This is a genomic window from Pseudomonas sivasensis (genome assembly GCF_013778505.1).
GTDB classification, from domain to species: Bacteria; Pseudomonadota; Gammaproteobacteria; order Pseudomonadales; family Pseudomonadaceae; genus Aquipseudomonas; species Aquipseudomonas sivasensis.
In genome coordinates this window covers 80,516-104,190 of sequence record NZ_JAAOWU010000014.1, presented here as the reverse complement: position 1 = coordinate 104,190, position 23,675 = coordinate 80,516, and the positions used below count along the sequence as shown (strand labels likewise).

The following is a 23,675-nucleotide window of genomic DNA, read 5'->3' as shown; positions in this document are numbered from 1 at the left end:
TACCCGATTCGGCCGCGCCACCATCCCCTGGAGCCTTATGCCACGCTGCTTTTGGTGTTCTGAAGATCCGCTGTACATGGCTTATCACGATCAGGAGTGGGGAACGCCGCTACGCGATGCGCAGGGTTTGTTCGAGTTGCTTTTACTCGAAGGGTTCCAGGCGGGCCTTTCCTGGATCACCGTTTTACGCAAACGCGAGCATTATCGAAAGGTCTTGTTCGGTTTTGATCCGCAGCGGTTGGCGCAATTGAGCGATGACGAGATCGAAGCGCTGATGCTCGACCCAGGTATCGTGCGCAACCGCCTCAAGCTCAACGCCACCCGGCGCAACGCTGCGGCTTGGCTGGCGCTGGCGGACCCGGTGGGGTTGCTCTGGTCGTTTGTCGGCGGGGTGCCCAAGGTCAACCATTTCAAGGACCGCAGCGAAGTGCCGGCGATTACGCCGGAGGCTGAAGCCATGAGCAAAGCACTCAAGAAAGCCGGTTTCACCTTTGTTGGCCCGACCATCTGTTACGCGTTCATGCAGGCCTCTGGCATGGTCATGGACCACACTCAGGACTGCGACCGTTACGCGGACTTGGTCAACGCCGGTTAGAATGCGCGCTTTGCGCACCACACACGATCAGGAGTGACCTGTGGAAAAGTTTAAAGGCGCCTTGCTGGTAGGCGCTCTTCGGTTGTTTGCCCTGCTGCCATGGCGCGCAGTGCAAGCCGTGGGTTCGGCCATCGGCTGGATCATGTGGAAAACCCCCAACCGATCCCGCGAAACGGTGCGGATCAACCTCTCAAAATGCTTTCCGGACATGGACCCCGCTGCCCGGGAGCGCCTGGTCGGCCAAAGCCTGATGGACATCGGCAAGTCCCTGACTGAAAGCGCCTGCGCCTGGATCTGGCCGGCCCAGCGTTCCATCGACCTGGTGCGTGAAGTCGAAGGCCTGGAAGTGCTGCACGAAGCTCTGGCCTCGGGCAAAGGCGTAGTCGGCATCACCAGCCACCTGGGCAACTGGGAAGTGTTGAACCACTTTTACTGCAACCAGTGCAAACCGATCATTTTTTACCGCCCGCCCAAGCTCAAGGCAGTGGATGAGTTGCTGCGCAAGCAGCGCGTGCAGTTGGGCAACCGTGTGGCGGCTTCCACTAAGGAAGGCATCCTCAGTGTGATCAAGGAAGTGCGTAAAGGTGGCCAAGTGGGTATTCCCGCTGACCCGGAGCCGGCGGAATCGGCGGGGATCTTCGTGCCATTCTTTGCAACCCAGGCGCTCACCAGCAAGTTCGTGCCGAATATGCTCGCGGGCCATAAGGCGGTCGGTGTATTCCTGCATGCCCTGCGACTGCCGGATGGTTCGGGCTACAAAGTGATCCTGGAAGCTGCGCCGGAAGACATGTACAGCACCGACACTGCCACGTCTTGCGCCGCGATGAGCAAGGTCGTTGAGCGTTATGTCGGCGCCTACCCGAGCCAGTACATGTGGAGCATGAAGCGCTTCAAGAAACGCCCGCCGGGTGAAGAGCGGTGGTATTGACCCAAAGACAATACAAAACCAAATGTGGGAGGGGCGGTGCGACGATTCGACTTGCCCCTCCCACATTTTCGATCTGCTTAGCTTTGGCGGTCGAGTTTCTTCAGGAACACCGTCATCTCTTTCTCGGCCTGCTTGTCGCCATGGGCCTGGGCCGCTTCAACGCCCTTCTCCCACGCCTGTCGCGCTGCGGAGTTATCACCCTGGCCTAACTGTGCCTTGCCCAACAACTTCCACGCCGCCGAATACTTCGGATCGAACTCGACGCATTTCTGCAAATGCTCCGCCGCCTTGGCGTTGTCCTTCAGATCCAAATAACCCTTGCCCAGTCCAAAGCGCAGCAGCGAGTTATCCACACCCTTGGCGAGCATTTTTTCCAGGGATTCGAGCATGTCGGTCACTCCGGTTGATCAGAAAAAGCTCAATCCCACGTGGAACAACTTCTCCACATCGCGGATATGTTTTTTATCCACCAGGAACAGGATCACGTGGTCACCCGTGGCGATCATCGTATCGTCGTGGGCAATGATCACCTCTTCGTCACGAATGATCGCGCCAATGGTTGTGCCCGGCGGCAGGCCGATATCGCGGATGGCTTTGCCGATCACTTTGCTCGACTTCGAATCCCCATGGGCGATCGCCTCAATGGCTTCCGCCGCGCCGCGCCGCAGGGAGTGCACGCTGACGATATCGCCACGGCGTACGTGGGCCAGCAAGGTGCCGATGGTCGCCAGTTGCGGGCTGATGGCGATGTCGATATCGCCGCCCTGGATCAGGTCGACATAGGCCGGGTTGTTGATGATCGTCATCACCTTCTTCGCCCCCAGCCGCTTGGCCAGCAGCGACGACATGATGTTGGCTTCGTCATCGTTGGTCAGGGCCAGGAAGATGTCGGCGTCGGCGATGTTCTCTTCCATCAACAGGTCGCGGTCCGAGGCGCTGCCTTGCAGGACGACGGTGCTGTCGAGGGTGTCGGACAAATGCCGGCAGCGCGCCGGATTCATCTCGATGATCTTCACTTGGTAGCGACTCTCGATGGCCTCGGCCAGCCGTTCGCCGATCTGGCCGCCACCGGCGATAACGATGCGCTTGTAGTTCTCGTCGAGCCGGCGCATTTCGCTCATGACGGCGCGAATATTCGCTTTAGCCGCGATGAAAAACACCTCGTCGTCGGCTTCGATCACTGTATCGCCCTGCGGCAGGATCGGCCGGTCACGCCGAAAAATCGCCGCTACGCGGGTTTCCACATTGGGCATGTGTTCACGCAGTTGGCGCAGTTGTTGGCCGACCAGTGGACCGCCGTAATAGGCCTTCACTGCGACCAATTGGGCTTTGCCACCGGCGAAGTCGATCACCTGCAAGGCGCCCGGGATTTCGATCAGGCGCTTGATGTAGTGGGTCACCACTTGCTCAGGACTGATGAGCACATCTACAGGAATGGCGTCGTTATCGAACAGGCCGGCGCGGGTCAGGTAGGCGGCTTCGCGGACCCGGGCGATCTTGGTCGGGGTGTGGAACAGGGTATGGGCGACTTGGCAGGCGACCATATTGGTCTCGTCGCTGTTGGTCACCGCCACGAGCATGTCGGCATCGTCGGCACCGGCCTGACGCAGCACCGTAGGAAACGACGCACGACCTTGTACGGTGCGGATATCCAGGCGGTCGCCCAAGTCGCGCAGTCGTTCGCTATCGGTGTCGACCACGGTAATGTCGTTGGCTTCACTGGCCAAATGTTCGGCCAGTGTGCCGCCGACCTGCCCTGCCCCAAGGATGATGATTTTCATCCGGTCACTCCCTCAATAACCATTCAGCCACGCGCGGCGGCGATCTTGATCAGTTTGGCGTAGTAGAAGCCATCGTGTCCGCCTTCTTGCGCGAGCAGTTGGCGACCGTGAGGCTGCTTGATACCGGCCGTCGTGGCGAGATCCAGCTCACGGGCGCCGCTTGTGCGAGCGAGGAAGGCTTCGATCACCTCAGTATTTTCGGTGGGCAATGTCGAGCAGGTGGCGTAGAGCAGGATGCCGCCGACTTCGAGGGTCGGCCACATCGCGTCCAACAGTTCACCTTGCAGCGCGGCCAGGGCGGCGATGTCGTCGGGTTGGCGTGTGAGCTTGATGTCCGGGTGGCGGCGGATCACACCGGTCGCGGAGCAAGGCGCGTCCAGCAGAATGCGCTGGAACGGTTTGCCGTCCCACCATGCGGCGGTGTCACGGCCGTCGGCGGCGATCAGTTCGGCGCTCAGGCCCAGGCGTGCGAGGTTTTCCCTTACACGCACGAGGCGCTTGGCTTCCAGGTCAACAGCGACGACACCGGCCAAGCCTTTTTCGACTTCCAGGATGTGACATGTCTTACCGCCTGGTGCACAGCAAGCGTCCAGCACGCGCTGGCCCGGTGCCAGATCGAGCAGGTCGGCGGCCAGTTGCGCGGCTTCGTCCTGCACACTGATCCAACCCTCGGCAAAGCCCGGCAGGCTGCGTACATCGGCGGCGGCCTCCAGCACGATGCCGTCGGTGCTGTACACGCACGGCGTCGCGTTGATGCCTGCGGCCGTCAGCAATTGCAGGTACGCGTCACGGCTGTGATGGCGACGGTTGACCCGCAGGATCATCGGCGGGTGCGCATTGTTCGCCGCGCAAATGGCTTCCCACTGCTCGGGCCAGAACGCCTTGAGGGATTTTTGCAGCCAGCGCGGGTGGGCGGTGCGCACTACCGGGTCATGTTCCAGCTCCGCCAGCAGCGCCTCGCTTTCGCGTTGGGCACGGCGCAGCACAGCGTTGAGCAGGGCCTTGGCCCAAGGTTTTTTCAGCTTGTCGGCGCATCCGACGGTTTCACCGATGGCGGCGTGGGCCGGCACGCGGGTGTAGAGCAACTGATAAAGCCCTACCAGCAGCAGCGCCTCGACGTCAGCATCGGCCGCCTTGAATGGCTTTTGCAGCAGCTTGGCCGCCAGCGCCGACAAACGAGGTTGCCAACGGGCGGTGCCAAAGGCCAGGTCCTGGGTGAAGCCGCGGTCACGGTCTTCGACTTTATCCAACTGCGTGGGCAGTGAACTGTTCAGCGAAGCCTTGCCGTTGAGTACGGCGGCGAGAGCCTTGGCGGCGGCCAGACGTGGGTTCATTGCGCGGCCACCCCAAGTACAGTGCCCAGGGAAAATTTCTCACGACGGCTGTTGAACAAGTCGCTGAAATTCAGTGCCTTGCCGCCGGGTAATTGCAGGCGCGTCAGGCACAGCGCCTGTTCACCGCAGGCGACCAACAGGCCTTCCTTGCTGGCGCCGATTATCTCGCCGGGGGCGCCTTTGCCGTCCGCCAAATGGGCAGCCAACACTTTCAAGGCTTCGCCGTTGAGGGTGCTGTGGCAGACCGGCCACGGGTTGAAGGCACGCACCAGCCGTTCCAACTCCACCGCCGGGCGGCTCCAGTCGATGCGTGCTTCGTCTTTGTTCAATTTATGGGCGTAGGTGGCCAGGCTATCGTCCTGCACTTCGCCTTCCAAGGTGCCTTCGGCGAGGCCGGCGATGGCATGGATGACGGCAGTTGGGCCCATTTCGGCCAGGCGGTCGTGCAGGCTGCCGCCAGTGTCTTCGGCGGTGATCGGCGTAACCACTTTGAGCAGCATCGGGCCGGTGTCCAAACCTGCCTCCATGCGCATCACGGTCACACCGCTTTGCGCATCACCGGCTTCCACCGCGCGCTGGATCGGCGCCGCACCGCGCCAGCGTGGCAGCAGCGACGCATGGCTGTTGATGCAACCCAGGCGCGGGATATCCAGCACCACTTGCGGCAGGATCAAGCCGTAAGCCACCACCACCAGTAGGTCAGGATTGAGCGCAGCCAGCTCGGCCTGGGCCTCGGCGTTGCGCAGGGTAGGCGGCTGCAGTACAGGAATGTTGTGCTCAAGCGCCAACTGCTTGACCGGGCTCGGCATCAGTTTTTGCCCGCGACCGGCCGGGCGATCCGGCTGGGTATACACCGCAATGACATCGTGAGGGCTGGCAAGCAGCGCCTTGAGGTGTTCGGCGGCGAATTCAGGGGTGCCGGCAAAAACAATGCGCAATGGCTCGGTCATGGGAAGTCTCGGTTAAAAACAGTCACAAAAGAAAAAGGCTTGCCGCAGCAAGCCTTTGGAAGGAGGGCATCAAGCTTGCTGGCGATGCTTTTTTTCCAGCTTCTTCTTGATCCTGTCGCGCTTGAGCGTGGACAGGTAATCGACAAATAGTTTGCCGTTGAGGTGGTCGCATTCGTGCTGGATGCACACTGCCAGCAGGCCTTCGGCAATCAGCTCGAACGGCTTACCGTCACGGTCCAAGGCTTTGATCTTCACGCGCAGCGGGCGCTCGACGTTCTCGTAGAACTCCGGCACCGACAGGCAGCCTTCCTGATATTCGCCCATCTCTTCGGTCAGTGGTTCGAACTCAGGGTTGATGTACACCATCGGCTCGCTACGGTCTTCCGACAGGTCCATGACCACGACGCGCTGATGCACGTTGACCTGGGTGGCGGCGAGGCCAATGCCCGGGGCTTCATACATTGTTTCAAACATGTCATCGACCAACTGACGAACCTTGTCGTCCACTACGGCCACCGGTTTGGCGATCGTGCGCAGGCGCGAGTCGGGGAATTCGAGGATGTTCAAAATAGCCATAAGCGTAATTGCTGCACATGTGAGGTAAAGGCAAATCGGCGGTGGGATGGACCCATACGGCCGGTGTGAAAGGTTCGAAAGCCGCGAAGGCTCTGGCATTTCACGCGAACGCACATAATAAAGGAGATTCACCCCATGAGGAAATCGCTACTCGTCTTGCTGCTATGGGCCCCGTTCGCCGCAGCCCTGCTTCCCCAACCTGGCTCGCGTCTGGATCAACCGACGCAACAGGCCATTCAGCGGTTTTTATTGCATAACCGTATTCTTGATACGCCTCAGGATCTGGACAATGCGCCTTACATTGTCGCGACCGACGGCGGGCGCGTGCTGGGGGCCAATGGCGAACGTGTGCACGCCAGAGGCGACCTGGATCCGGCCCAGCCAAGCTATGGGATCTTTCGCCGAGGCAAGGTCTACGCCGACCCTCAAACGCAGGAATTGCTGGGTATCAACGCCGATGACATCGGTACCGCGCGCTTTGTGATGGCGGGCGACCTCACGACCCTCGCTGTGCAACGGGTAACTCAGGAGGTACGCCCTGGCGACCGCCTGCTCCGCGCGCAATTGCCTACGGCGCTGGAGCCCGTAAAGTCAGCGCCTTTCATCGAAGGAAAAATCATCGATATCCCCAGGGGCGTCACCCAGATTGGCGTGCTGGACGCTGTCACCCTGAGCAAAGGCCGGCGCGACGGTCTGGTGGAGGGTCAACTGCTGACCGTCATTAAAACCGGCGCCACCGTCCGCGACCCGCTCACCGGTGTTCCCACGAAGCTACCCGATGAGCGCGCCGGCACTCTGCTGGTGTTCCGCACCTACGAAAAACTCAGTTATGGCCTGGTTCTCAGCGCCTCACGCCCGTTGGCAGTCATGGACCGTTTCGAGACTGCTGCGCAAACGCAATAAATAGCCTGCTAAATAAGTTACCAACAGAGTTATCCACAGCTTGTTCCGGTCAAGGATGATCAGATGTTTCCGATAAACAGCAATGAAATTTCCCCTTCAGAACTGGAGGCCCGACTACGCTTGCACAGGCTGCCAGAAGTAGGCCCGAAGCGTTTTAGGTTGTTGATCGAAGCGTTCGGCAGCGCTTCAAAGGCCATCAGCGCGCCTGCCAGTGCCTGGCGTGCACTGGGCTTGCCAACCATCAGCGCAGACGCTCGCCGCAGTCCCGAAATCCGAGATGGCGCCAGTGAGGCATTGGCGTGGTTGGGCCGCCCAGCCCAGCATTTGCTGATGTGGGACCAGCCTGAGTACCCGGCATTACTAGCCCAGATCGACGATGCGCCACCGCTGTTATTCGTCGCTGGCGACCCTTCAATCCTCGAAAAACCGCAACTGGCGATGGTCGGCAGCCGGCGCGCGTCGCGCCCTGGCATGGACACCGCTGCCGCTTTTTCCCGTAGTTTGGCCAGCGCCGGTTTTGTCATCACCAGTGGCCTCGCACTGGGTATCGACGGCGCGGCGCATCAGGCGGCATTGGATGTGGGTGGACACACCATCGGCGTGCTTGGCACCGGCCTGGAAAATGTTTATCCACAGCGCCACCGAAGGCTCGCAGAGGCGATGATTGCCCAGGGCAGCGCAGTGGTTTCCGAGTTCCCACTGGACGCTGGGCCTCAGGCGAGCAACTTTCCGCGGCGCAATCGAATCATCAGTGGCCTGTCGCTGGGCGTGCTGGTGGTGGAAGCCAGTGTGGCCAGTGGCTCGCTGATCACCGCGAAGCTGGCGGCCGAGCAAGGCCGGGAGGTGTATGCCATCCCGGGTTCCATCCATCACCCTGGGGCCAAAGGCTGTCATCAGTTGATCCGCGATGGTGCAATGCTGGTGGAAACCATTGAGCACATCCTCGAAGGCTTGCGGGGCTGGCAGGCCTTGTCGCGCCCGGCGCCGATGCCGGTGATCCATCCGCTGGTGGCGTTGCTGCACGCGGCGCCCCACACCAGCGAAGCCCTGGCGATTGCCAGCGGTCGGCCTTTGTCCCAAGTGTTGACGACCCTCACGGAGCTGGAGCTTGAAGGCCAGGTGATTTGCGAAAGCGGTCGCTGGCTGGCGCGTGGTCAGCTTTTATAGCTGCCGGTTTTTTGGAACTAGGTTTTGTAAAGAAGATCGGTAAACTGCCCAGAGCTTTAGTCCGGAGAATGAGCAATGGTCAACAGGTGGCGTGTGTTGGAAACCGCACGAGAAATTCGCGCAGGCGCGGTGATTGCCTATCCAACCGAGGCGGTATGGGGCTTGGGCTGCGACCCGTGGAATGAAGAAGCAGTCGACCGTTTGCTCGCCATCAAGAATCGCTCGGTGGACAAGGGCCTGATCCTGGTGGCCGACAACATTCGTCAGTTTGATTTTCTCTTCGAAGATTTCCCCCAAGACTGGATCGACCGTATGGCCAGCACCTGGCCAGGGCCGAACACTTGGCTGGTGCCCCATCAGGACTTGCTGCCGGAATGGGTGACCGGTGTGCACGACACGGTCGCGCTTCGGGTCACTGACCATCCTCTGGTGCGGGATTTGTGTTCGCTGGTCGGGCCGTTGATTTCCACGTCGGCCAACCCTCAAGGCCGCCCGGCTGCGCGCTCGCGGATTCGCGTGGAGCAGTATTTCCGTGGTCAGGTCGACTTGGTACTGGGTGGCGCCCTCGGCGGGCGCAAGAATCCAAGCCTGATTCGCAATCTGGCAACCGGTGAGGTGGTGCGACCGTCGTAATACTGAGGTGTGGCTGATCGCCGGCAAGGCACCTCCTACAGAGGATTGCGTGCTCTTGCCGGCGATAGCGTTCTTAAGCCTTACGGCAACAGGATGGTCGACCCGGTGGTGCGCCGCCCCGACAACTCCGTCTGTGCCTTCGCCGCTTCCGCCAGCGAATACCGCTGGTTGATATCAATGCGCACCTTGCCGCTCTGGATCATCGAAAACAGATCATCCGCCATCGCCTGCAAGTTCGCCGGGTTGTTGGCGTAGGTCGCCAGGGTCGGTCGTGTCACGTACAGCGAGCCCTTGGCCGAGAGTATCCCCAAGTTCACCCCATCCACCGCGCCCGAGGCATTGCCAAAGCTCACCACCAACCCACGGGGCGCCGCGCTGTCCAGGGAAGTCAGCCACGTGTCCTTGCCGACACCGTCGTACACCACTGGGACCTTTTTGCCGTCGGTCAATTCCAGCACGCGCTGTGCGACGTTTTCCTTGCTGTAGTCGATGGTTTCCCAGGCACCGAGGGATTTGGCCAAAGCGGCTTTCTCTGGCGAACTCACGGTACCGATCAACTTCACGCCGAGCGCCTTGGCCCATTGGCAGGCCAGGGAGCCCACGCCACCGGCCGCAGCGTGGAACAGGATGGTCTCGCCGCCCTTCAGTTCATAGGTCTGGCGCAACAGGTACTGCACGGTCAGGCCCTTGAGCATGGCACCGGCGGCTTGTTCGAAGCTGATGTCGTCCGGCAGGTGCACCAGGTTAGCGGCGGGCAGTACGTGCAGTTCGCTGTACGCGCCGAGCGGGCCGCTGCCGTAGGCCACGCGGTCGCCGACCTTGAATTGGGTGACTTCGCTGCCAACCGCGTCAACTACGCCGGCGCCTTCTGCGCCCAGACCGGACGGCAAGGCCGGTGGTGCGTATAGGCCGCTGCGGAAATAGGTGTCGATGAAGTTCAGGCCAATGGCCTCGTTACGCACACGAACCTGCTGCGGGCCCGGCTCCGCCGGCGTGTAGTCCACATATTCAAGTACATCGGGGCCGCCATGGGCGCTGAACTGGATACGTTTGGCCATCTGCACTTCTCCTTGGGTCGAATTCGCGTAGCCCCCTATCGGACTCCTAAGCTTGATCTTCGTCAACTGCGACGGCATAGGGTGCAGTGGTATCCTGTGCGCCCATTTGCCGCCGACGCCCAATGGCCTCGCGTAGCTTTGCCCGATTCAAGGTGATGCCATGACTACCCGCACCGAGGCTGTAAAGGCCTACCTGCTTGACCTGCAAGACCGCATTTGCAGCGCCCTGGAAACCTTTGAGACGGACACTCGCTTTATCGAAGACGCCTGGACCCGGCCTGCCGGCGGTGGCGGTCGCACCCGTGTGATCGAAAACGGTTCGGTGATCGAAAAAGGCGGCGTTAACTTTTCTCACGTATTCGGCAGCGGCCTGCCACCATCCGCCAGCGCACACCGCCCAGAGCTGGCCGGTCGTGGCTTTGAAGCCCTCGGCGTGTCGCTGGTGATCCACCCGCACAACCCTCATGTGCCGACGTCCCACGCCAACGTGCGTTTTTTCATCGCTGAAAAAGAAGGCGAAGAGCCGGTGTGGTGGTTCGGTGGCGGCTTTGACCTCACTCCGTATTACGGCAACGAAGAAGACTGCATCCACTGGCACCGTGTGGCCGAGCAGGCCTGCGCACCTTTTGGCCCGGACGTGTACTCGCGCTACAAGGCCTGGTGTGACACCTACTTCCATATCAAGCATCGCAACGAACCCCGTGGTATCGGCGGCCTGTTTTTCGATGACTTGAACGAGTGGGACTTCGACACCTGCTTCGCCTTCATCCGCGCCATCGGCGATGCCTATATCGATGCTTATCTGCCGATCGTGCAGCGTCGCAAAGCCATGGCCTATACCGAGCAGCAGCGCCAGTTTCAGGAATTCCGTCGCGGCCGCTATGTTGAATTCAACCTGGTCTACGACCGTGGCACCCTGTTTGGTCTGCAATCGGGCGGGCGTACCGAATCGATCCTGATGTCGCTGCCGCCGCAAGTGCGCTGGAGCTATGACTGGAAGGCCGAGGCCGGCAGCGAAGAGGCGCGGCTCACTGATTACTTCCTGCAAGACCGCGACTGGCTTGGCGTTGTCGCGCCTAAGGCGGCGGTCTGATGGATCGTTATGTTGTCTTCGGCAACCCCATCGGTCACAGCAAGTCGCCGCTGATTCACCGCATGTTCGCCGAGCAGACCGGCGAACAATTGGACTACAGCACTTTGCTTGCGCCCTTGGAGGATTTCACCGGTTGTGCCCGTGATTTTTTCCAGCAAGGCCGTGGCGCTAACGTCACCGTACCGTTCAAGGAAGACGCTTACCGTCTGGCCAATAGCCTCACCGAGCGCGCCCAACGCGCCGGTGCGGTGAACACCCTGAGCAAGTTGGCCGATGGCACGCTGCTGGGTGATAACACCGACGGCGCGGGCCTGGTGCGCGACCTGACGGTAAACGCCGGGTTGAGCCTGCAAGGCAAACGCATCCTGTTGCTGGGTGCCGGTGGCGCGGTACGCGGGGCGTTGGAACCGTTGCTGGCTGAGCGTCCTGCTTCATTGATCATCGCCAATCGCACTGTGGAAAAGGCTGAATTGCTCGCCGAGTTGTTCGACGACTTGGGCCCGGTGTCGGCCAGTGGTTTCGACTGGCTGCGTGAGCCGGTGGACGTAATCATCAATGCCACGTCTGCCAGCCTGTCAGGCGATTTACCGCCGATTGCCGGCAGCTTGATAGAACCGGGCAAGACCTTTTGCTACGACATGATGTATGCCAAGGAGCCGACCGCGTTTTGCCGTTGGGCGGCTGAGCAAGGTGCAGCTGTGGCAATGGATGGCCTGGGCATGCTGGTTGAACAGGCCGCTGAAGCGTTCTTTCTATGGCGCGGTGTGCGCCCGGATTCGGCGCCGGTGTTGGCTGAACTGCGCCGTCAGTTGGCGCAGTAATCAATCTTCAAACTGGATGGGGCAGGTATCGGCCCCTTCCAGTTTCTTCAGCTCTTCAACCACCTGCGGCCGTGCCCCGCGCAATGTCAGGCTACGCCCCAACCCCTTCAATCTCCGCGCCTCCTGGTGCAGCATCTCTACCCCGGAATAGTCGATAAAGTTGATCTGCTGCGCCTCGATCACCACCCGCTTGCCCTGCAAACTTTGCAGGCGCACTTGCAGGTAATGGCTGGCGCCAAAAAAGATCGAGCCGCCGACTCGCAATATATCTTCGTCACCGTCTCGCCATTGTTGAACCCGTGGCTGCGACGTGCGTTTGAGATAGAAAAACAGCGACGCCAGCACCCCCGCATAGATCGCCGTTTGCAGCTCCAGTAATAACGTGGCGACACAGGTCAGGCTCATCACCACAAACTCTGCACGGCTGACGCGAAACAGCGCGCGAATAGCACGATGATCCACCAAGCCCCAGCAAATCAGCAGGATGCTCGCCGCCATGCTCGGAATTGGAATATGCGCGATCAATGCCGCACCAAATAACGCAAACAGCGCCACCCATAACGCGGAAAACACCCCGGCCAACGGCGAGCAGGCGCCTGCCTCGTAGCTGAGGCCTGAGCGGGTAAAGGAACCGGCCGACAGATAGCCGGAGAAAAATCCGCCGACGATATTGGATAAACCCTGCGCGCGAACTTCCTGATTCGCGTCGAGCAACTGTTGGGAACGAGCCGACAGCGAGCGGGCAATCGACAGGCTGGTCACCAGTCCCAGCATGCCCACCGCCACGGCACTGGGCAGCAGGCGCAGGATCATGTCCAGGTCCAACGGTAACGGGCTGAACGGCGGCAGTTTGCCGATAAACGAACTGACCAACGCCACATGCCCGAACATCGACGGCCATAGCCACGTTGCCAGGCTACCCAGGGTCAGTGCGATCAGTAGCGTTGGCCAGCGAGGCACGAGGTATTTGAGCAAAGCACCCACCAGCAACGTCCCGATCCCCAGGACAAGGGACGCGTGGTCCCACTCGCCAGCATGGTGGATCAGCGCCAGCAGGCTATTGATTGCGGTGGCCTGGCTCGGCAAATCCAGCCCCAACAGGTTCGGCAACTGCCCCAGGGCAATCACCACGGCGGCGCCCAAGGTGAAACCCAACACCACCGAATGGGAGACAAAGTTCACCAGTGCGCCAAAGCGCAGCATGCCCAGCAGCCACTGGAATACGCCGGCGAGAAAGGTGAGCAACAGGATCAAGGTGATGTAGTCCTGCGACCCCGGCACGGCCAATGGGCTCACGCTGGCATAGAGCACGATGGAAATCGCCGCCGTGGGGCCACAGATCAGGTGCCAGGATGAACCCCACAGGCACGCGATCAGCACCGGGATGATGGCGGCGTACAGACCGTACTCCGGTGGAAGACCGGCGATCAGCGCGTAGGCAATCGATTGGGGCAGTGCGAGCACGGCGCCGCTGAGGCCGACCAGCGCGTCCCGGCCCACAGTGGCTCGGGTTTGACGCGGGAGCCAGCTGAGGAAGGGGAAGAGTGTATGGCGGTTGGGCCGGGGCATTTATAACTCGGCTGAAAAGGTTTGACTCAGGGTATCAGTACACACTGGTCCTTGTGGGAGGGGGCTTGCTCCCGATATAGGTGGACCCGTCTAAATCTCTCTGACTGGCACTCCGCTATCGGGAGCAAGCCCCCTCCCACATTGGAATAGCGCAAGGCCCTAGAGTTTGGCCTTTACTGCCGGCAACGCGTCCTTGCCATCCACGGTTTTCACCCCATCCAGCCACTTATCCAATACTGCCGGATTGGCCTTGATCCATGCCTTCGCCGCATCGGCGTTGCTGACCTTGTTGTTGGCCACTTCGGCCATGATGCTGTTCTCCATCTCCTGGGTGAAACTCAGGTTGGTCAGCAGTTTTCCTACGTTCGGGCAGGCTTGTGCATAACCTTTGCGGGTCAAGGTATAAACGCTGCCGGTGTCACCAAAATACTTTTCCCCACCTTTGAGGTAGTGCATTTTCAACTGCACGTTCATCGGGTGCGGGGTCCAACCGAGGAAGGTGACGAAGCGCTGTTTCTTCACCGCCCGCGACACTTCCGCGAGCATCGCTTGTTCGCTGGACTCGACCAGCTTCCATTGGCCCAGATCAAAGTCATTCTTCTTGATGATCTCCTGCAACGAGATATTCGCCGGCGCGCCGGAGCCGATGCCGTAGATCTTCTTGTCGAACTTGTCGGCAAATTTGTTCAGGTCGGCGAAGTCATGCACACCCGCGTCCCACACGTAGTCCGGCACGGCGAGGGTGAACTCGGTGCCGTCGAGGTTTTTCGCCAGTTGCACCACATCGCCATTGGCCACGAACTTGTCGTAAAAACCCTGCTGCGCGGGCATCCAGTTGCCGAGGAACACATCAACCTGGCCGTCTTTGAGCCCGCCAAAGGTAATCGGCACCGCCAGGGTGTCGACCTTGGGTTTGTAGCCCATGCCCGTCAGCAGAAAACCGGTGATGGCATTGGTGGCCGCGATATCGCTCCAGCCCGGATCGGCCATTTTTACGGTTTCACAGCTGGTGTCTGCATACACATTGGCGCTGCCCAGCACCAGCATGCCCACTATCACAGATAACTTTTGCATGGCCTTCCCTCTGTATTTATTGGTTTTGGCAGGGTTGTGGATAACGTGCCTTGCGCTCCAGGTCATCGAGGTCGATATGGTTGCGCATGTATTGCTGACTGGCGTCGACCAGTGGCTGGTGATCCCAGCTCTTCAGCTTGCCTTGGGTCAGCGCCTCAAACACCAGGCGTCGACGGCGTTGGCTGGCGAGCACCTGCTGGTGGATCGCCGGGATGTCCCATTTGGCCCGCGCTTCATTCAAAAACGCCTCGAACAGTGGCCGGTGTTCCGGTGACTGGCTGAGCTCTTCCCGCTCGTGCGGGTCGTTGTGCACATCGAACAGTAGACAAGGGTCGTCTTCGCTGTAGATGAATTTGTAGGCGCCACGGCGAATCATCATCAGCGGGCTGATGGTGCCTTCGGCCATGTATTCGCCGAACACTTCGTCGTGCCCGCCCTGCCCTTGCAAGTGCGGGATCAGCGAGCGGCCATCGAGTGGCAGGTGTGGGTCGAGTTGACCGCCGGCCAGTTCCACCAGGGTCGGCAGCAGGTCGGCGGTGGACACGGCGTTGGACACGCGGCCCGCCGCAAACTGCCCCGGAGCGCAGATCAGCAGCGGCACGCGGGCTGCCATTTCAAACCAGTGCATTTTGTACCAGAGGCCGCGCTCGCCGAGCATGTCGCCGTGGTCGCCGGAGAACACGATAACCGTGTCGTCGGCCAGGCCGGTGTCTTCCAGGGTTTGCAGCAGCTTGCCGACATTGCTGTCGATGTAACTGCAGGCGCCAAAGTAAGCCCGGCGCGCATCGCGGATCTTATCCACAGGCAGCGGCTTGTCCCACAGATCATAGACCTTGAGCAGGCGCTGGGAATGCGGGTCGAGATCACTTTGCGCGGGCGTTGCAGGCAAAGGAATGTCGTTGTCGTCGTACAGATCCCAGAGCGGCTTGGGAATGGTGTACGGGTCGTGGGGATGGGTCATGGATACGGTCAGGCAGAACGGCTGGTCGCCGTCCTCACGAATATGGTCGAACAGGTACTGCTGGGCCTTGAACACCACCTCTTCGTCAAAATCCAACTGATTGGTGCGCACGCAAGGACCTGCTTGCAGCACCGAGGACATGTTGTGGTACCAGCTGGGGCGCACGTCCGGCTCGTCCCAGTTCACTGCCCAGCCGTAGTCGGCGGGGTAGATGTCGCTGGTCAGGCGTTCCTCGTAGCCGTGCAGTTGGTCGGGGCCGCAGAAATGCATCTTGCCCGACAGCGCAGTGCGGTAACCGAGACGACGCAGGTAGTGAGCGTAGGTCGGTACATCGGCGGGGAAATCAGCCGCGTTGTCGTAGGCGCCAATCTTGCTCGGCAATTGGCCGCTGACCAAGGTAAAGCGCGAGGGTGCGCACAGCGGGCTGTTGCAATAGGCGGCGTCGAACACCACGCCTTGCTCGGCGAGGCGGCTCAGATTCGGCAGCTTGATCGGGGAGGAACCGTAGAACGGCAGCATCGGCGCGGCCATTTGATCGGCCATGATGAAAAGAATGTTCTTGCGCTTCATGGGTTCTCGGCATTCCATAGGCGGTGTTTATGCGATTGAGCATGCGGCCCATGGAAAATGGGGTAAAGCCCATGAAAAGCAATGTCTAGGATAAGCACAGCTTATGTATGAATCCCTTGGTGACCTGTCCCTCGACCTGCTGCGCGCGTTTGAAGCGGCGGCACGTCATCGCAGCTTTACCGCCGCCGCGATGGAGCTGGGCACCACTCAACCAGCGATCAGCCAGCAGATCAAGCGCCTGGAAGAACAGTTGGCGGTCCGCCTGTTTGATCGCATCTACCGCGGCATCGAACTGACGGACGCCGGCGCCTTGCTGTTCGAGCATGTGCAAGGTGGCCTGCAAACCATTAATCAGGGCCTCAGCGCCATCACCCAGCAGGATCAGCACGAAGTCCTGCAAGTGGCCACCGACTTCGCCTTCGCGGCCTACTGGCTGATGCCGCGCCTGCACCGTTTCCATCAGGCCAACCCTCAGGTCGATGTGAGCTTGGTGACCAGCGAGCGTAATCACGCCACCTTGCGCAGCGATATCGACGTGGCGGTGCTGTTTGGCGATGGCCGCTTCAAGCAGGGCGACAGCCTGTGGTTGTTCAACGAGGAGGTATTCCCGGTGTGCAGCCCGCAGTGGCTCAAGGACCAATCCGCGCCGCTGACGTTACAGAATCTGCACGATGTGCCTTTGCTGCACTTGCGCCAGGAAAACAACAGCCAGTGGTTCGACTGGAGTGGCGTATTCCGCGAGCTGGGTATCACCGCCGCGCCCACGCCCGGCCAGCTGCGATTCGACAACTACACCTTATTGATCCAGGCAGCGATTGCCGGCCAAGGGGTGGCGATCGGCTGGCGCCATTTGGTGGATAACCTGCTGGAACAGAACTGGTTGTGCCGACCGATCGGCAACACGGTGATTTCGCGCTTTGGCTATTACGTGGTGCAGCCCCAGCGCAAGCGGCGTGGACAGTTGGTCGAACGTTTCGTCGACTGGTTGCAGGCAGAACAGGCCAGCAGCGCGCAGTCCCTGACCGGACTGGCCCTGCCGTCGATTGCGGTCTAGGATTTGCCGCACATTGGATCCGGAGTCCGTCATGCAACGTATCAAGGGCTATCACGCCCATATCTACTTTGACGCAAGCACCATTGAGCAGGCGCGCACCCTGTGCGAAGACGCCGCCAAACTCTTCCCACTGCGTATGGGACGTGTGCACGAAAAACCCGTAGGCCCACACCCGGACTGGAGCTGCCAGTTGGCGTTCGACCCCGAATACATCGGCGTGGTGCTGCCGTGGCTGGTGATCCATCGCAACGGTTTGGTGGTGTTCCTGCACCCTGATACCGGTGATGACTTGAAGGATCACACCGACTACGCGATCTGGATGGGTGCGATGCGCGAGCTGGACCTGTCGGTTTTTTAACCTCTCTTTATCAGATGAAACCCGTTCCTTCCCGCAGTATAAGGCGAGGAAGTTGTAGGATTTATCTTGTTTCGTCTCACTATATGGGACTGTTATTTATATATTGAGATATATCTGGCCATAGGTTTATATTCGCCCATCTGCTTTTTTCAGCACCCACTCATTTCAGGTGAAGCGATGCAGGCGCAATTGATCGCGCTCGATTGGGGGACCAGCTCCCTTCGTGCTTATAAACTCGGCCCCGCGGGCGTAGTGCTGGAACAGCGCTCGCTGGCGTCGGGCATCATGCATTTGCCCAGCGAGCCCCGGGACATCGCCGGTGTGCGCTGCAGCGATGGCTTCGAGTTGGCGTTCGATACGGCGTGCGGCGATTGGCTCGACGCCCAACCCAATCTTGCGGTGATTGCCTGCGGCATGGTCGGCAGCGCCCAAGGCTGGAGCGAAGCGGCGTATCGCAGTACGCCGGTCGACGTCGCCAGCCTGGGCAAGGCGTTGCACACGGTACGCAGCCTGCGCGGTGTCGATGTGCATATCGTGCCCGGCGTGATCGAGCAGGTCGGCTTGCCCAACGTGATGCGCGGCGAAGAAACCCAGGTGCTGGGTGTGCTGCAAAGCCTGTCGGTTGCTGGTGAATTGCTGATCGGCCTGCCCGGCAGTCATTCCAAATGGGTCGAGGTGGTGGAAGGTTGCATCACCCACTTCGATACCTTCATGACCGGTGAACTGTTCGCGGTGCTGAGCAAGCACAGCCTCTTGGGGCGTACGCAAAAGGTATCCGAGCAGTTCCAGGCCGAGGCTTTCGACCGCGGCGTTCAAGTGGCGCTGTCAAAAGATGGCCAGCGCGGCGTGCTGTCGACCTTGTTCAGTGCGCGCACCCTGGGCCTGACCGCCGAACTCACCCCTGAGCAGCAGCCCGATTACTTATCCGGCCTGCTGATCGGTCATGAACTGGCCGGCTTGCCAGCCAGTGCACGGCACATCCCCATCATCCTGGTAGGCGCCGGCCCGCTGTGCGTGCGCTACCAACGCGCCCTCGCCCTCTGCGGTTTCGCCCACGTCAGCCTGGCGCAGGAAGCGACCGAGCGCGGCCTGTGGCAACTGGCAGTGGCCGCCGGGCTCACTCAACCTGCAACGGAGGCCTGACATGCTCAAGCAAGCACTCGCACAAAACGGTTTGATCGCGATCCTGCGCGGCCTGCGCCCTGACGAGGCCCAGGCGGTCGGCCAGGTGCTGTACGACGCCGGTTTTCGTGTGATCGAAGTCCCGCTGAATTCGCCGGACCCTTACACCAGCATCCGCACCCTGCGCGACAGCCTGCCCGCCGATTGCCTGATCGGTGCCGGGACGGTGTTGACGCCGGAGCAGGTCGAGCAGGTCAAAGCCGCTGGCGGCCAGGTGATCGTTATGCCCCACAGCGATGCCAAGGTCTTGCGCGCCGCGAAAGCCGTAGGCCTGTACCTGTCGCCGGGGGTGGCCACGCCCACCGAAGCGTTCGCCGCACTGGCCGAAGGCGCCGATGTGTTGAAGCTGTTCCCGGCCGAGCAAATGGGCCCGGCGGTGATCAAGGCGTGGCTTGCAGTATTGCCAGCCGGCACGCTGTTGCTGCCGGTGGGCGGCATCACCCCGGACAACATGCAGGTGTTTACCGATGCCGGCGCCAAAGGGTTCGGGCTGGGTTCCGGGTTGTTCAAACCGGGTATGACAGTGGATCAGGTAGCGAGCCGCGCCCAAGCGTATGTCGCCGCATGGAAAGCCCTGAGCTGATATCAAGTTCCGCGCCCCTGGCGCTGCATCTATAAGAGAGATAACAGATGAAAATCACCAAACTGACGACCTTTATCGTCCCGCCGCGCTGGTGCTTCCTCAAGGTTGAAACCGACCAGGGCGTGACCGGTTGGGGTGAGCCCGTAGTCGAAGGCCGCGCGCACACTGTGGCCGCTGCCGTCGAGGAACTGTCCGATTACCTGATCGGCAAAGACCCACGCAATATCGAAGACATCTGGACCGTGCTCTACCGCGGCGGCTTCTACCGTGGCGGCGCCGTGCACATGAGCGCCCTCGCGGGTATCGATCAGGCGTTGTGGGACATCAAGGGCAAGGCCCTCGGTGTGTCCGTCAGCGACTTGTTGGGTGGCCAGGTGCGCGACAAGATTCGCGTGTACTCGTGGATCGGCGGCGACCGCCCGGCCGACACCGCCCGCGCTGCCAAAGAGGCCGTGGCTCGCGGTTTTACCGCCGTGAAAATGAACGGCACCGAAGAATTGCAGTTCGTCGACAGCTTCGAAAAAGTCGACCTGGCCCTGGCCAACGTGGCTGCCGTGCGTGATGCGGTCGGCCCTAACGTGGGCATCGGCGTCGACTTCCATGGCCGGGTGCACAAGCCCATGGCCAAGGTACTGATGAAAGAGCTGGACCCGTACAAACTGATGTTTATCGAAGAGCCGGTGCTCAGCGAAAACTACGAAGCGCTCAAGGAACTGGCACCGCTGACCAGCACGCCGATTGCCCTGGGCGAGCGCCTGTTCTCGCGTTGGGACTTCAAGCGCGTGCTCAGTGAAGGCTACGTCGACATCATCCAGCCGGATGCCTCCCACGCCGGCGGCATCACCGAAACCCGCAAGATCGCTAACATGGCCGAAGCCTACGACGTGGCCCTGGCCCTGCACTGCCCGCTGGGCCCGATTGCGTTGGCGGCGTGCCTGCAACTGGATGCGGTTTGCTACAACGCGTTTATCCAGGAGCAAAGCCTGGGCATTCACTACAACGAGAGCAACGACCTGCTCGACTATGTGCGTGATCCGGGCGTGTTCGACTATGACCAGGGTTTCGTGAAGATCCCTAACGGGCCGGGCCTGGGCATTGAGATCAACGAGGAATACGTGATCGAACGCGCCGCCATTGGCCACCGCTGGCGCAACCCGATCTGGCGTCATGCTGATGGCAGCTTTGCCGAGTGGTAATAGCCTCTGACTGAATCAATGCGGTCAAAAAATGTGGGAGGGGGCTTGCCCCCGATAGTGGTGTGTCAGCTAGCACATCCATAGCAGGCAGACTGCAATCGGGGGCAAGCCCCCTCCCACAGGTTGATCCGATTTCTTCAGCCAGCTCAGTTTCAGTCCTCAACAAACATAAGAAGAGGCAACCCCCATGCACCCTGAATCCTTCACCGGGCAGGCTTCTTTAGTCACGCCTACCAGAAAGCGCTACTTCATCATGGTGCTGTTGTTTATCACCGTGGTGATCAACTACCTCGACCGCAGCAACCTGTCGATTGCCGCCCCGGCGTTGACCAGCGAATTGGGGATCGACCCGGTGCACGTCGGGCTGATCTTCTCCGCCTTCGGCTGGACCTATGCCGCCATGCAGATCCCCGGCGGTTGGCTGGTGGATCGAGTGCCGCCGCGTATCCTCTACACCGTCGCCCTGCTGCTTTGGTCCATCGCCACCGTGATGCTCGGTTTCGCCGCCAGCTTTATTGCGCTGTTCGTGCTGCGCATGGCGGTAGGCGCCCTGGAAGCACCGGCCTACCCCATCAACAGCCGGGTTGTCACCAGCTGGTTTCCCGAGCGTGAGCGCGCCACTGCCATTGGCTTTTACACCTCCGGGCAGTTTGTCGGGCTGGCGTTCCTGACGCCGGTCCTGGCCTGGTTGCAGCATCACTACGGCTGGCACATGGTGTTTATTGTCACTGGCGGAGTGGGCATTCTGTGGGCGGCGATCTGGTATGCCGTGTATCGCGAGCCCCGGGACTTCAAAGGCGTCAACGCAGCCGAAATCGAGTTGATCCGCGAAGGTGGCGGGTTGGTGGACCTCAGCGCACAAGCGGGCAAGACCAAGGCGCCATTCAGCTGGGTCGACCTGGGCATTGTCCTCAGCAAGCGCAAGTTGTGGGGCATCTACCTGGGGCAGTTCTGCCTGAACTCCACGTTGTGGTTCTTCCTGACGTGGTTCCCGACCTACCTGGTGAAATACCGCGGCATGGACTTCATCAAGTCCGGCATGCTCGCATCACTGCCCTTCCTCGCGGCCTTCGTTGGCGTGTTGTGCTCGGGGTTGTTTTCCGACTGGCTGATCCGTCGCGGTGCCTCGGTGGGGTTCGCCCGCAAGCTGCCGATCATCAGCGGCCTGCTGATATCTACGGCGATCATTGGCGCCAACTTTGTCGAATCGACACCGTTGGTCATCGCCTTCCTGGCTTTGGCGTTCTTCGGCAACGGTCTGGCCTCAATCACGTGGTCGCTGGTTTCGACCCTTGCCCCTGCACGTCTGCTGGGACTGACCGGCGGTGTGTTCAACTTCATCGGCAACCTGGCGGCGATTACCACGCCAATCGTCATCGGTTTCCTGGCCAGCGGCGATTCGTTTGCGCCGGCGATCACTTACATCGCCGTGCTGGCGCTGTTGGGCGCACTGTCCTACGTGCTGTTGGTGGGCAAGGTCGAGCGGATCGAGTTGTAAGCAGTGGGCGGCCTGCGGGCCGCCCGTTTGCTGGGCTTAGGGCACCGACATTTCGTTGCGGAACACGTTTAGCGGATCCCAACGTTGCTTGGTTCGGCGCAGACGGTTTTCGATGATTGTGTTGGGGAAGAAAACTCCATACCACAGAGGGTTCCTGGGGTTCGCGGGATTGCCACCGAGGTGGGTCATGTCCAGGTCGGGGTAGTTGATGTAGCAGCCCTCGAACTCCGGGTCATTGGGAACGCCGTTGGTGAATGCAGCGTAATAGAGTCCTCGGATCCAGTCGGCATGGGCGCGGTCGATGGTGTCATCGTCTGCGTGCCAGTAACACTGCGGTTGCCATTTGAGGTACGAGGAGCGTTGCGCGGCTGACGTCTGCGCCAGGATCGGGCCGTCCATCTGGTTGATGCGCCCGCCGAACGACTGGATCTGAATCAGGCTCTGGGTCAGGTATTGCTGATCGTCCGGCAAGGTCAGCGTCGTCCAGATCGCGTCCAGCACGCGCTGCGTAAACCCGCCTTTTTGATACGCCGATTTATAACGCCCGCGCTGATTGTCGCCGGAACCGTTGAGCGATTGGGTCGCGTACAACCAGTCCAAACGCCTGGCGGCCTCATGGGCGGCTTGCAGAGAGTCGATGCGGCGGCCCTTTTGCCGGCTGCGTGGCTGATGCACGACGTAGAACGGTAGGAGTGACTCCGTCGCACTGACGCCCACCGCCTCCTGCATGCTGCAGACAAAGTCATCGAACGGCGCCAGGTCGTCGAGCTGCCCATCCTTGTCAACGTAGTGAATGCCAAGTGTCACATTGCCGGTGTTCAGATGACGCATTTCCAGTTTGGTTGCCAGGCCCCAGGTTGCCGAGTCGGCCTGATGATCCACGAACCATTTTTGATAGGCGTGCAGCAAGCGTTCGAGGGCGGTGCGTCTGAGATCTGACCAATCCCACTCCAAGGACAGCCAGAGCACTTCTTTCGGGGCTTGCGGCAGCGTCTTGAAGTAGTAACCGGTGATGATGCCGAACTGCCCGCCACCGGCACCGCAACAGGCGGCGAACAGATCCAGTTCGTCGGCATCGATGCTGTTACGGGACACGTGAATCGGTTCAAGACCCGAGCCGGAGGCATTGGCGACCAGCAAGTCGACGCCGTCCAGCCAATCGCAGACCAGCCCGTATTTACGCGACAGCAGCCCATAGCCGCCACCGCAGATATGCCCGCCCAGTCCTACTGAATAGCAAGAGCCGCTCGGCAGGGTTTTGCCCGCCAGTTTGTACAACGCGACGCTGGTGTCCCAGTTCTGGCAGCCAGGTTCCAGGCGGAAGGTGTATTGGTGGGGTGCACCCGGTACCAGCACTGAGCCGATCTGCCCGTTGGGGTCGTAGGCCAGTTGGTTCATTTGCCCGATATCCAGAATCGACAAGACCTCGCCTGGTGCATTCGGCATTTTGTTGGAGACAAACCCTTCGTAACAATGCCCGCCACTGCGTACCGTGATACGGCCATTGGGCACAGCCAGGGCCTCGGCGGCGGCGTCGATAATGTCTTGCGGGCTGCGGCAGAGGTAAATCAGGTTGGCGCCATTGGGCGAGGACTGTCCCTGGACGTTACCCAATGGCCAGCGCAGGTTGAAACCCTTTTGCAAGGTTGAGTGACGGTGGTCTGAAGCGGTGATGAGATCAAATGCCATGATGTACTCCTAAGAGCCAAGGATGACTTCTGATGCGGCTAACTTAACGACCGGGAGGGCAAGCACTATGTGGCTTGCGTAGGTGGTTAGACGGCAATAGGC

Annotated in this window: 23 protein-coding genes; 13 read left to right on the top strand and 10 right to left on the bottom strand. The window is 60.6% G+C overall.

Features of this window, described 5'->3' with window-relative positions; genetic code table 11:
* Positions 1–37: 37 nt before the first annotated feature.
* On the top strand, positions 38–595 hold the full coding sequence (locus tag G9Q84_RS21280; protein WP_122764017.1) for a DNA-3-methyladenine glycosylase I: 558 nt from the start codon (positions 38–40) through the stop codon (positions 593–595).
* A 40-nt stretch (positions 596–635) separates the two neighbouring features.
* Positions 636–1,523, top strand: coding sequence for a lysophospholipid acyltransferase (locus G9Q84_RS21275; protein WP_032885142.1), 888 nt, complete (start codon positions 636–638; stop codon positions 1,521–1,523).
* A 77-nt stretch (positions 1,524–1,600) separates the two neighbouring features.
* On the opposite strand, the gene G9Q84_RS21270 is transcribed toward G9Q84_RS21275, so the two are convergent.
* From G9Q84_RS21270 to def, 5 genes are all read right to left on the bottom strand, one after another.
* Positions 1,601–1,912, bottom strand: a complete 312-nt coding sequence (locus G9Q84_RS21270; protein WP_032885141.1) for a tetratricopeptide repeat protein — start codon at positions 1,910–1,912, stop codon at positions 1,601–1,603.
* A gap of 18 nt (positions 1,913–1,930) precedes the next feature.
* Complete coding sequence (trkA, locus tag G9Q84_RS21265; protein WP_032885140.1) at positions 1,931–3,304, bottom strand: Trk system potassium transporter TrkA; 1,374 nt, start codon at positions 3,302–3,304, stop codon at positions 1,931–1,933.
* 23 nt (positions 3,305–3,327) lie between these two features.
* Entirely contained in the window at positions 3,328–4,638 is a 1,311-nt protein-coding gene (gene rsmB, locus G9Q84_RS21260) for a 16S rRNA (cytosine(967)-C(5))-methyltransferase RsmB (protein WP_032885139.1), read from the bottom strand.
* A complete protein-coding gene (gene fmt / locus G9Q84_RS21255; RefSeq protein WP_032885137.1) occupies positions 4,635–5,588 on the bottom strand; it encodes a methionyl-tRNA formyltransferase in 954 nt (317 codons plus the stop codon). The genes rsmB and fmt overlap by 4 nt, the downstream gene beginning before the upstream one ends.
* A 69-nt stretch (positions 5,589–5,657) precedes the next feature.
* The gene (gene def / locus G9Q84_RS21250) at positions 5,658–6,164 is read right to left on the bottom strand and encodes a peptide deformylase (protein ID WP_032885135.1); all 507 of its coding nucleotides are present in this window, start codon (positions 6,162–6,164) and stop codon (positions 5,658–5,660) included.
* A 135-nt stretch (positions 6,165–6,299) separates the two neighbouring features.
* Between def and G9Q84_RS21245 the strand changes: the two genes are divergently transcribed.
* From G9Q84_RS21245 to tsaC, 3 genes are all read left to right on the top strand, one after another.
* Positions 6,300–7,067: a peptidoglycan-binding protein gene (locus tag G9Q84_RS21245; RefSeq protein ID WP_179179718.1), complete on the top strand. Its 768-nt coding sequence runs from the start codon at positions 6,300–6,302 to the stop codon at positions 7,065–7,067.
* Positions 7,068–7,130: 63 nt separating this feature from the next.
* Positions 7,131–8,234 carry a DNA-processing protein DprA gene (dprA, locus tag G9Q84_RS21240; protein ID WP_181644045.1) on the top strand — a complete coding sequence of 368 codons (1,104 nt, stop codon included), beginning with the start codon at positions 7,131–7,133 and terminating at the stop codon, positions 8,232–8,234.
* 75 nt (positions 8,235–8,309) lie between these two features.
* A complete protein-coding gene (gene tsaC / locus G9Q84_RS21235) occupies positions 8,310–8,867 on the top strand; it encodes an L-threonylcarbamoyladenylate synthase type 1 TsaC (RefSeq protein ID WP_122754142.1) in 558 nt (185 codons plus the stop codon).
* Between the two features lie 80 nt (positions 8,868–8,947).
* On the opposite strand, the gene G9Q84_RS21230 is transcribed toward tsaC, so the two are convergent.
* Positions 8,948–9,925, bottom strand: coding sequence for a quinone oxidoreductase family protein (locus tag G9Q84_RS21230; RefSeq protein ID WP_122681861.1), 978 nt, complete (start codon positions 9,923–9,925; stop codon positions 8,948–8,950).
* 160 nt (positions 9,926–10,085) lie between these two features.
* Here G9Q84_RS21230 and hemF point away from each other — a divergent pair, with 160 nt between their 5' ends.
* Positions 10,086–11,018: an oxygen-dependent coproporphyrinogen oxidase gene (hemF, locus tag G9Q84_RS21225; protein ID WP_032885127.1), complete on the top strand. Its 933-nt coding sequence runs from the start codon at positions 10,086–10,088 to the stop codon at positions 11,016–11,018.
* Positions 11,018–11,839: a shikimate dehydrogenase gene (aroE, locus tag G9Q84_RS21220; protein WP_122764022.1), complete on the top strand. Its 822-nt coding sequence runs from the start codon at positions 11,018–11,020 to the stop codon at positions 11,837–11,839. The genes hemF and aroE overlap by 1 nt, the downstream gene beginning before the upstream one ends.
* Here aroE and G9Q84_RS21215 read toward each other — a convergent pair whose 3' ends face one another.
* From G9Q84_RS21215 to betC, 3 genes are all read right to left on the bottom strand, one after another.
* Positions 11,840–13,408, bottom strand: a complete 1,569-nt coding sequence (locus tag G9Q84_RS21215) for a SulP family inorganic anion transporter (protein ID WP_181644044.1) — start codon at positions 13,406–13,408, stop codon at positions 11,840–11,842.
* A gap of 159 nt (positions 13,409–13,567) precedes the next feature.
* Positions 13,568–14,482 carry a choline ABC transporter substrate-binding protein gene (gene choX, locus G9Q84_RS21210; protein WP_032885123.1) on the bottom strand — a complete coding sequence of 305 codons (915 nt, stop codon included), beginning with the start codon at positions 14,480–14,482 and terminating at the stop codon, positions 13,568–13,570.
* Positions 14,483–14,498: 16 nt separating this feature from the next.
* Positions 14,499–16,013 (bottom strand): choline-sulfatase, encoded by a 1,515-nt coding sequence (gene betC, locus G9Q84_RS21205; protein ID WP_181644043.1) that lies wholly within the window; start codon positions 16,011–16,013, stop codon positions 14,499–14,501.
* A gap of 103 nt (positions 16,014–16,116) precedes the next feature.
* Here betC and G9Q84_RS21200 point away from each other — a divergent pair, with 103 nt between their 5' ends.
* From G9Q84_RS21200 to G9Q84_RS21175, 6 genes are all read left to right on the top strand, one after another.
* Positions 16,117–17,067 carry a choline sulfate utilization transcriptional regulator gene (locus G9Q84_RS21200; RefSeq protein WP_122754138.1) on the top strand — a complete coding sequence of 317 codons (951 nt, stop codon included), beginning with the start codon at positions 16,117–16,119 and terminating at the stop codon, positions 17,065–17,067.
* Between the two features lie 31 nt (positions 17,068–17,098).
* Positions 17,099–17,425 carry a DOPA 4,5-dioxygenase family protein gene (locus tag G9Q84_RS21195; protein ID WP_032885120.1) on the top strand — a complete coding sequence of 109 codons (327 nt, stop codon included), beginning with the start codon at positions 17,099–17,101 and terminating at the stop codon, positions 17,423–17,425.
* A gap of 177 nt (positions 17,426–17,602) precedes the next feature.
* Positions 17,603–18,568, top strand: a complete 966-nt coding sequence (locus tag G9Q84_RS21190) for a 2-dehydro-3-deoxygalactonokinase (RefSeq protein WP_032885118.1) — start codon at positions 17,603–17,605, stop codon at positions 18,566–18,568.
* A 1-nt stretch (position 18,569) separates the two neighbouring features.
* Positions 18,570–19,190 (top strand): 2-dehydro-3-deoxy-6-phosphogalactonate aldolase, encoded by a 621-nt coding sequence (locus G9Q84_RS21185; protein ID WP_181644042.1) that lies wholly within the window; start codon positions 18,570–18,572, stop codon positions 19,188–19,190.
* A 47-nt stretch (positions 19,191–19,237) separates the two neighbouring features.
* A complete protein-coding gene (dgoD, locus tag G9Q84_RS21180) occupies positions 19,238–20,386 on the top strand; it encodes a galactonate dehydratase (protein WP_003170741.1) in 1,149 nt (382 codons plus the stop codon).
* A gap of 187 nt (positions 20,387–20,573) precedes the next feature.
* Positions 20,574–21,884 (top strand): MFS transporter, encoded by a 1,311-nt coding sequence (locus G9Q84_RS21175; protein ID WP_179179711.1) that lies wholly within the window; start codon positions 20,574–20,576, stop codon positions 21,882–21,884.
* Between the two features lie 36 nt (positions 21,885–21,920).
* Here G9Q84_RS21175 and G9Q84_RS21170 read toward each other — a convergent pair whose 3' ends face one another.
* Positions 21,921–23,573 (bottom strand): FAD-binding oxidoreductase, encoded by a 1,653-nt coding sequence (locus G9Q84_RS21170; RefSeq protein ID WP_181644041.1) that lies wholly within the window; start codon positions 23,571–23,573, stop codon positions 21,921–21,923.
* Positions 23,574–23,675 lie beyond the last annotated feature (102 nt).

What these genes read in the sequence shown, in the direction of transcription:
- G9Q84_RS21270 (WP_032885141.1), bottom strand. Translation starts at nt 1,912, where the DNA reads ATGCTCGAATCCCTGGAAAAAATGCTCGCCAAGGGTGTGGATAACTCG.
- G9Q84_RS21280 (WP_122764017.1), top strand. Translation starts at nt 38, where the DNA reads ATGCCACGCTGCTTTTGGTGTTCTGAAGATCCGCTGTACATGGCTTAT.
- G9Q84_RS21230 (WP_122681861.1), bottom strand. Translation starts at nt 9,925, where the DNA reads ATGGCCAAACGTATCCAGTTCAGCGCCCATGGCGGCCCCGATGTACTT.
- trkA (WP_032885140.1), bottom strand. Translation starts at nt 3,304, where the DNA reads ATGAAAATCATCATCCTTGGGGCAGGGCAGGTCGGCGGCACACTGGCC.
- G9Q84_RS21185 (WP_181644042.1), top strand. Translation starts at nt 18,570, where the DNA reads ATGCTCAAGCAAGCACTCGCACAAAACGGTTTGATCGCGATCCTGCGC.
- G9Q84_RS21215 (WP_181644044.1), bottom strand. Translation starts at nt 13,408, where the DNA reads ATGCCCCGGCCCAACCGCCATACACTCTTCCCCTTCCTCAGCTGGCTC.
- dprA (WP_181644045.1), top strand. Translation starts at nt 7,131, where the DNA reads ATGTTTCCGATAAACAGCAATGAAATTTCCCCTTCAGAACTGGAGGCC.
- G9Q84_RS21190 (WP_032885118.1), top strand. Translation starts at nt 17,603, where the DNA reads ATGCAGGCGCAATTGATCGCGCTCGATTGGGGGACCAGCTCCCTTCGT.
- fmt (WP_032885137.1), bottom strand. Translation starts at nt 5,588, where the DNA reads ATGACCGAGCCATTGCGCATTGTTTTTGCCGGCACCCCTGAATTCGCC.
- hemF (WP_032885127.1), top strand. Translation starts at nt 10,086, where the DNA reads ATGACTACCCGCACCGAGGCTGTAAAGGCCTACCTGCTTGACCTGCAA.
- rsmB (WP_032885139.1), bottom strand. Translation starts at nt 4,638, where the DNA reads ATGAACCCACGTCTGGCCGCCGCCAAGGCTCTCGCCGCCGTACTCAAC.
- G9Q84_RS21175 (WP_179179711.1), top strand. Translation starts at nt 20,574, where the DNA reads ATGCACCCTGAATCCTTCACCGGGCAGGCTTCTTTAGTCACGCCTACC.
- def (WP_032885135.1), bottom strand. Translation starts at nt 6,164, where the DNA reads ATGGCTATTTTGAACATCCTCGAATTCCCCGACTCGCGCCTGCGCACG.
- G9Q84_RS21200 (WP_122754138.1), top strand. Translation starts at nt 16,117, where the DNA reads ATGTATGAATCCCTTGGTGACCTGTCCCTCGACCTGCTGCGCGCGTTT.
- tsaC (WP_122754142.1), top strand. Translation starts at nt 8,310, where the DNA reads ATGGTCAACAGGTGGCGTGTGTTGGAAACCGCACGAGAAATTCGCGCA.
- dgoD (WP_003170741.1), top strand. Translation starts at nt 19,238, where the DNA reads ATGAAAATCACCAAACTGACGACCTTTATCGTCCCGCCGCGCTGGTGC.
- G9Q84_RS21195 (WP_032885120.1), top strand. Translation starts at nt 17,099, where the DNA reads ATGCAACGTATCAAGGGCTATCACGCCCATATCTACTTTGACGCAAGC.
- G9Q84_RS21245 (WP_179179718.1), top strand. Translation starts at nt 6,300, where the DNA reads ATGAGGAAATCGCTACTCGTCTTGCTGCTATGGGCCCCGTTCGCCGCA.
- aroE (WP_122764022.1), top strand. Translation starts at nt 11,018, where the DNA reads ATGGATCGTTATGTTGTCTTCGGCAACCCCATCGGTCACAGCAAGTCG.
- choX (WP_032885123.1), bottom strand. Translation starts at nt 14,482, where the DNA reads ATGCAAAAGTTATCTGTGATAGTGGGCATGCTGGTGCTGGGCAGCGCC.
- G9Q84_RS21170 (WP_181644041.1), bottom strand. Translation starts at nt 23,573, where the DNA reads ATGGCATTTGATCTCATCACCGCTTCAGACCACCGTCACTCAACCTTG.
- betC (WP_181644043.1), bottom strand. Translation starts at nt 16,013, where the DNA reads ATGAAGCGCAAGAACATTCTTTTCATCATGGCCGATCAAATGGCCGCG.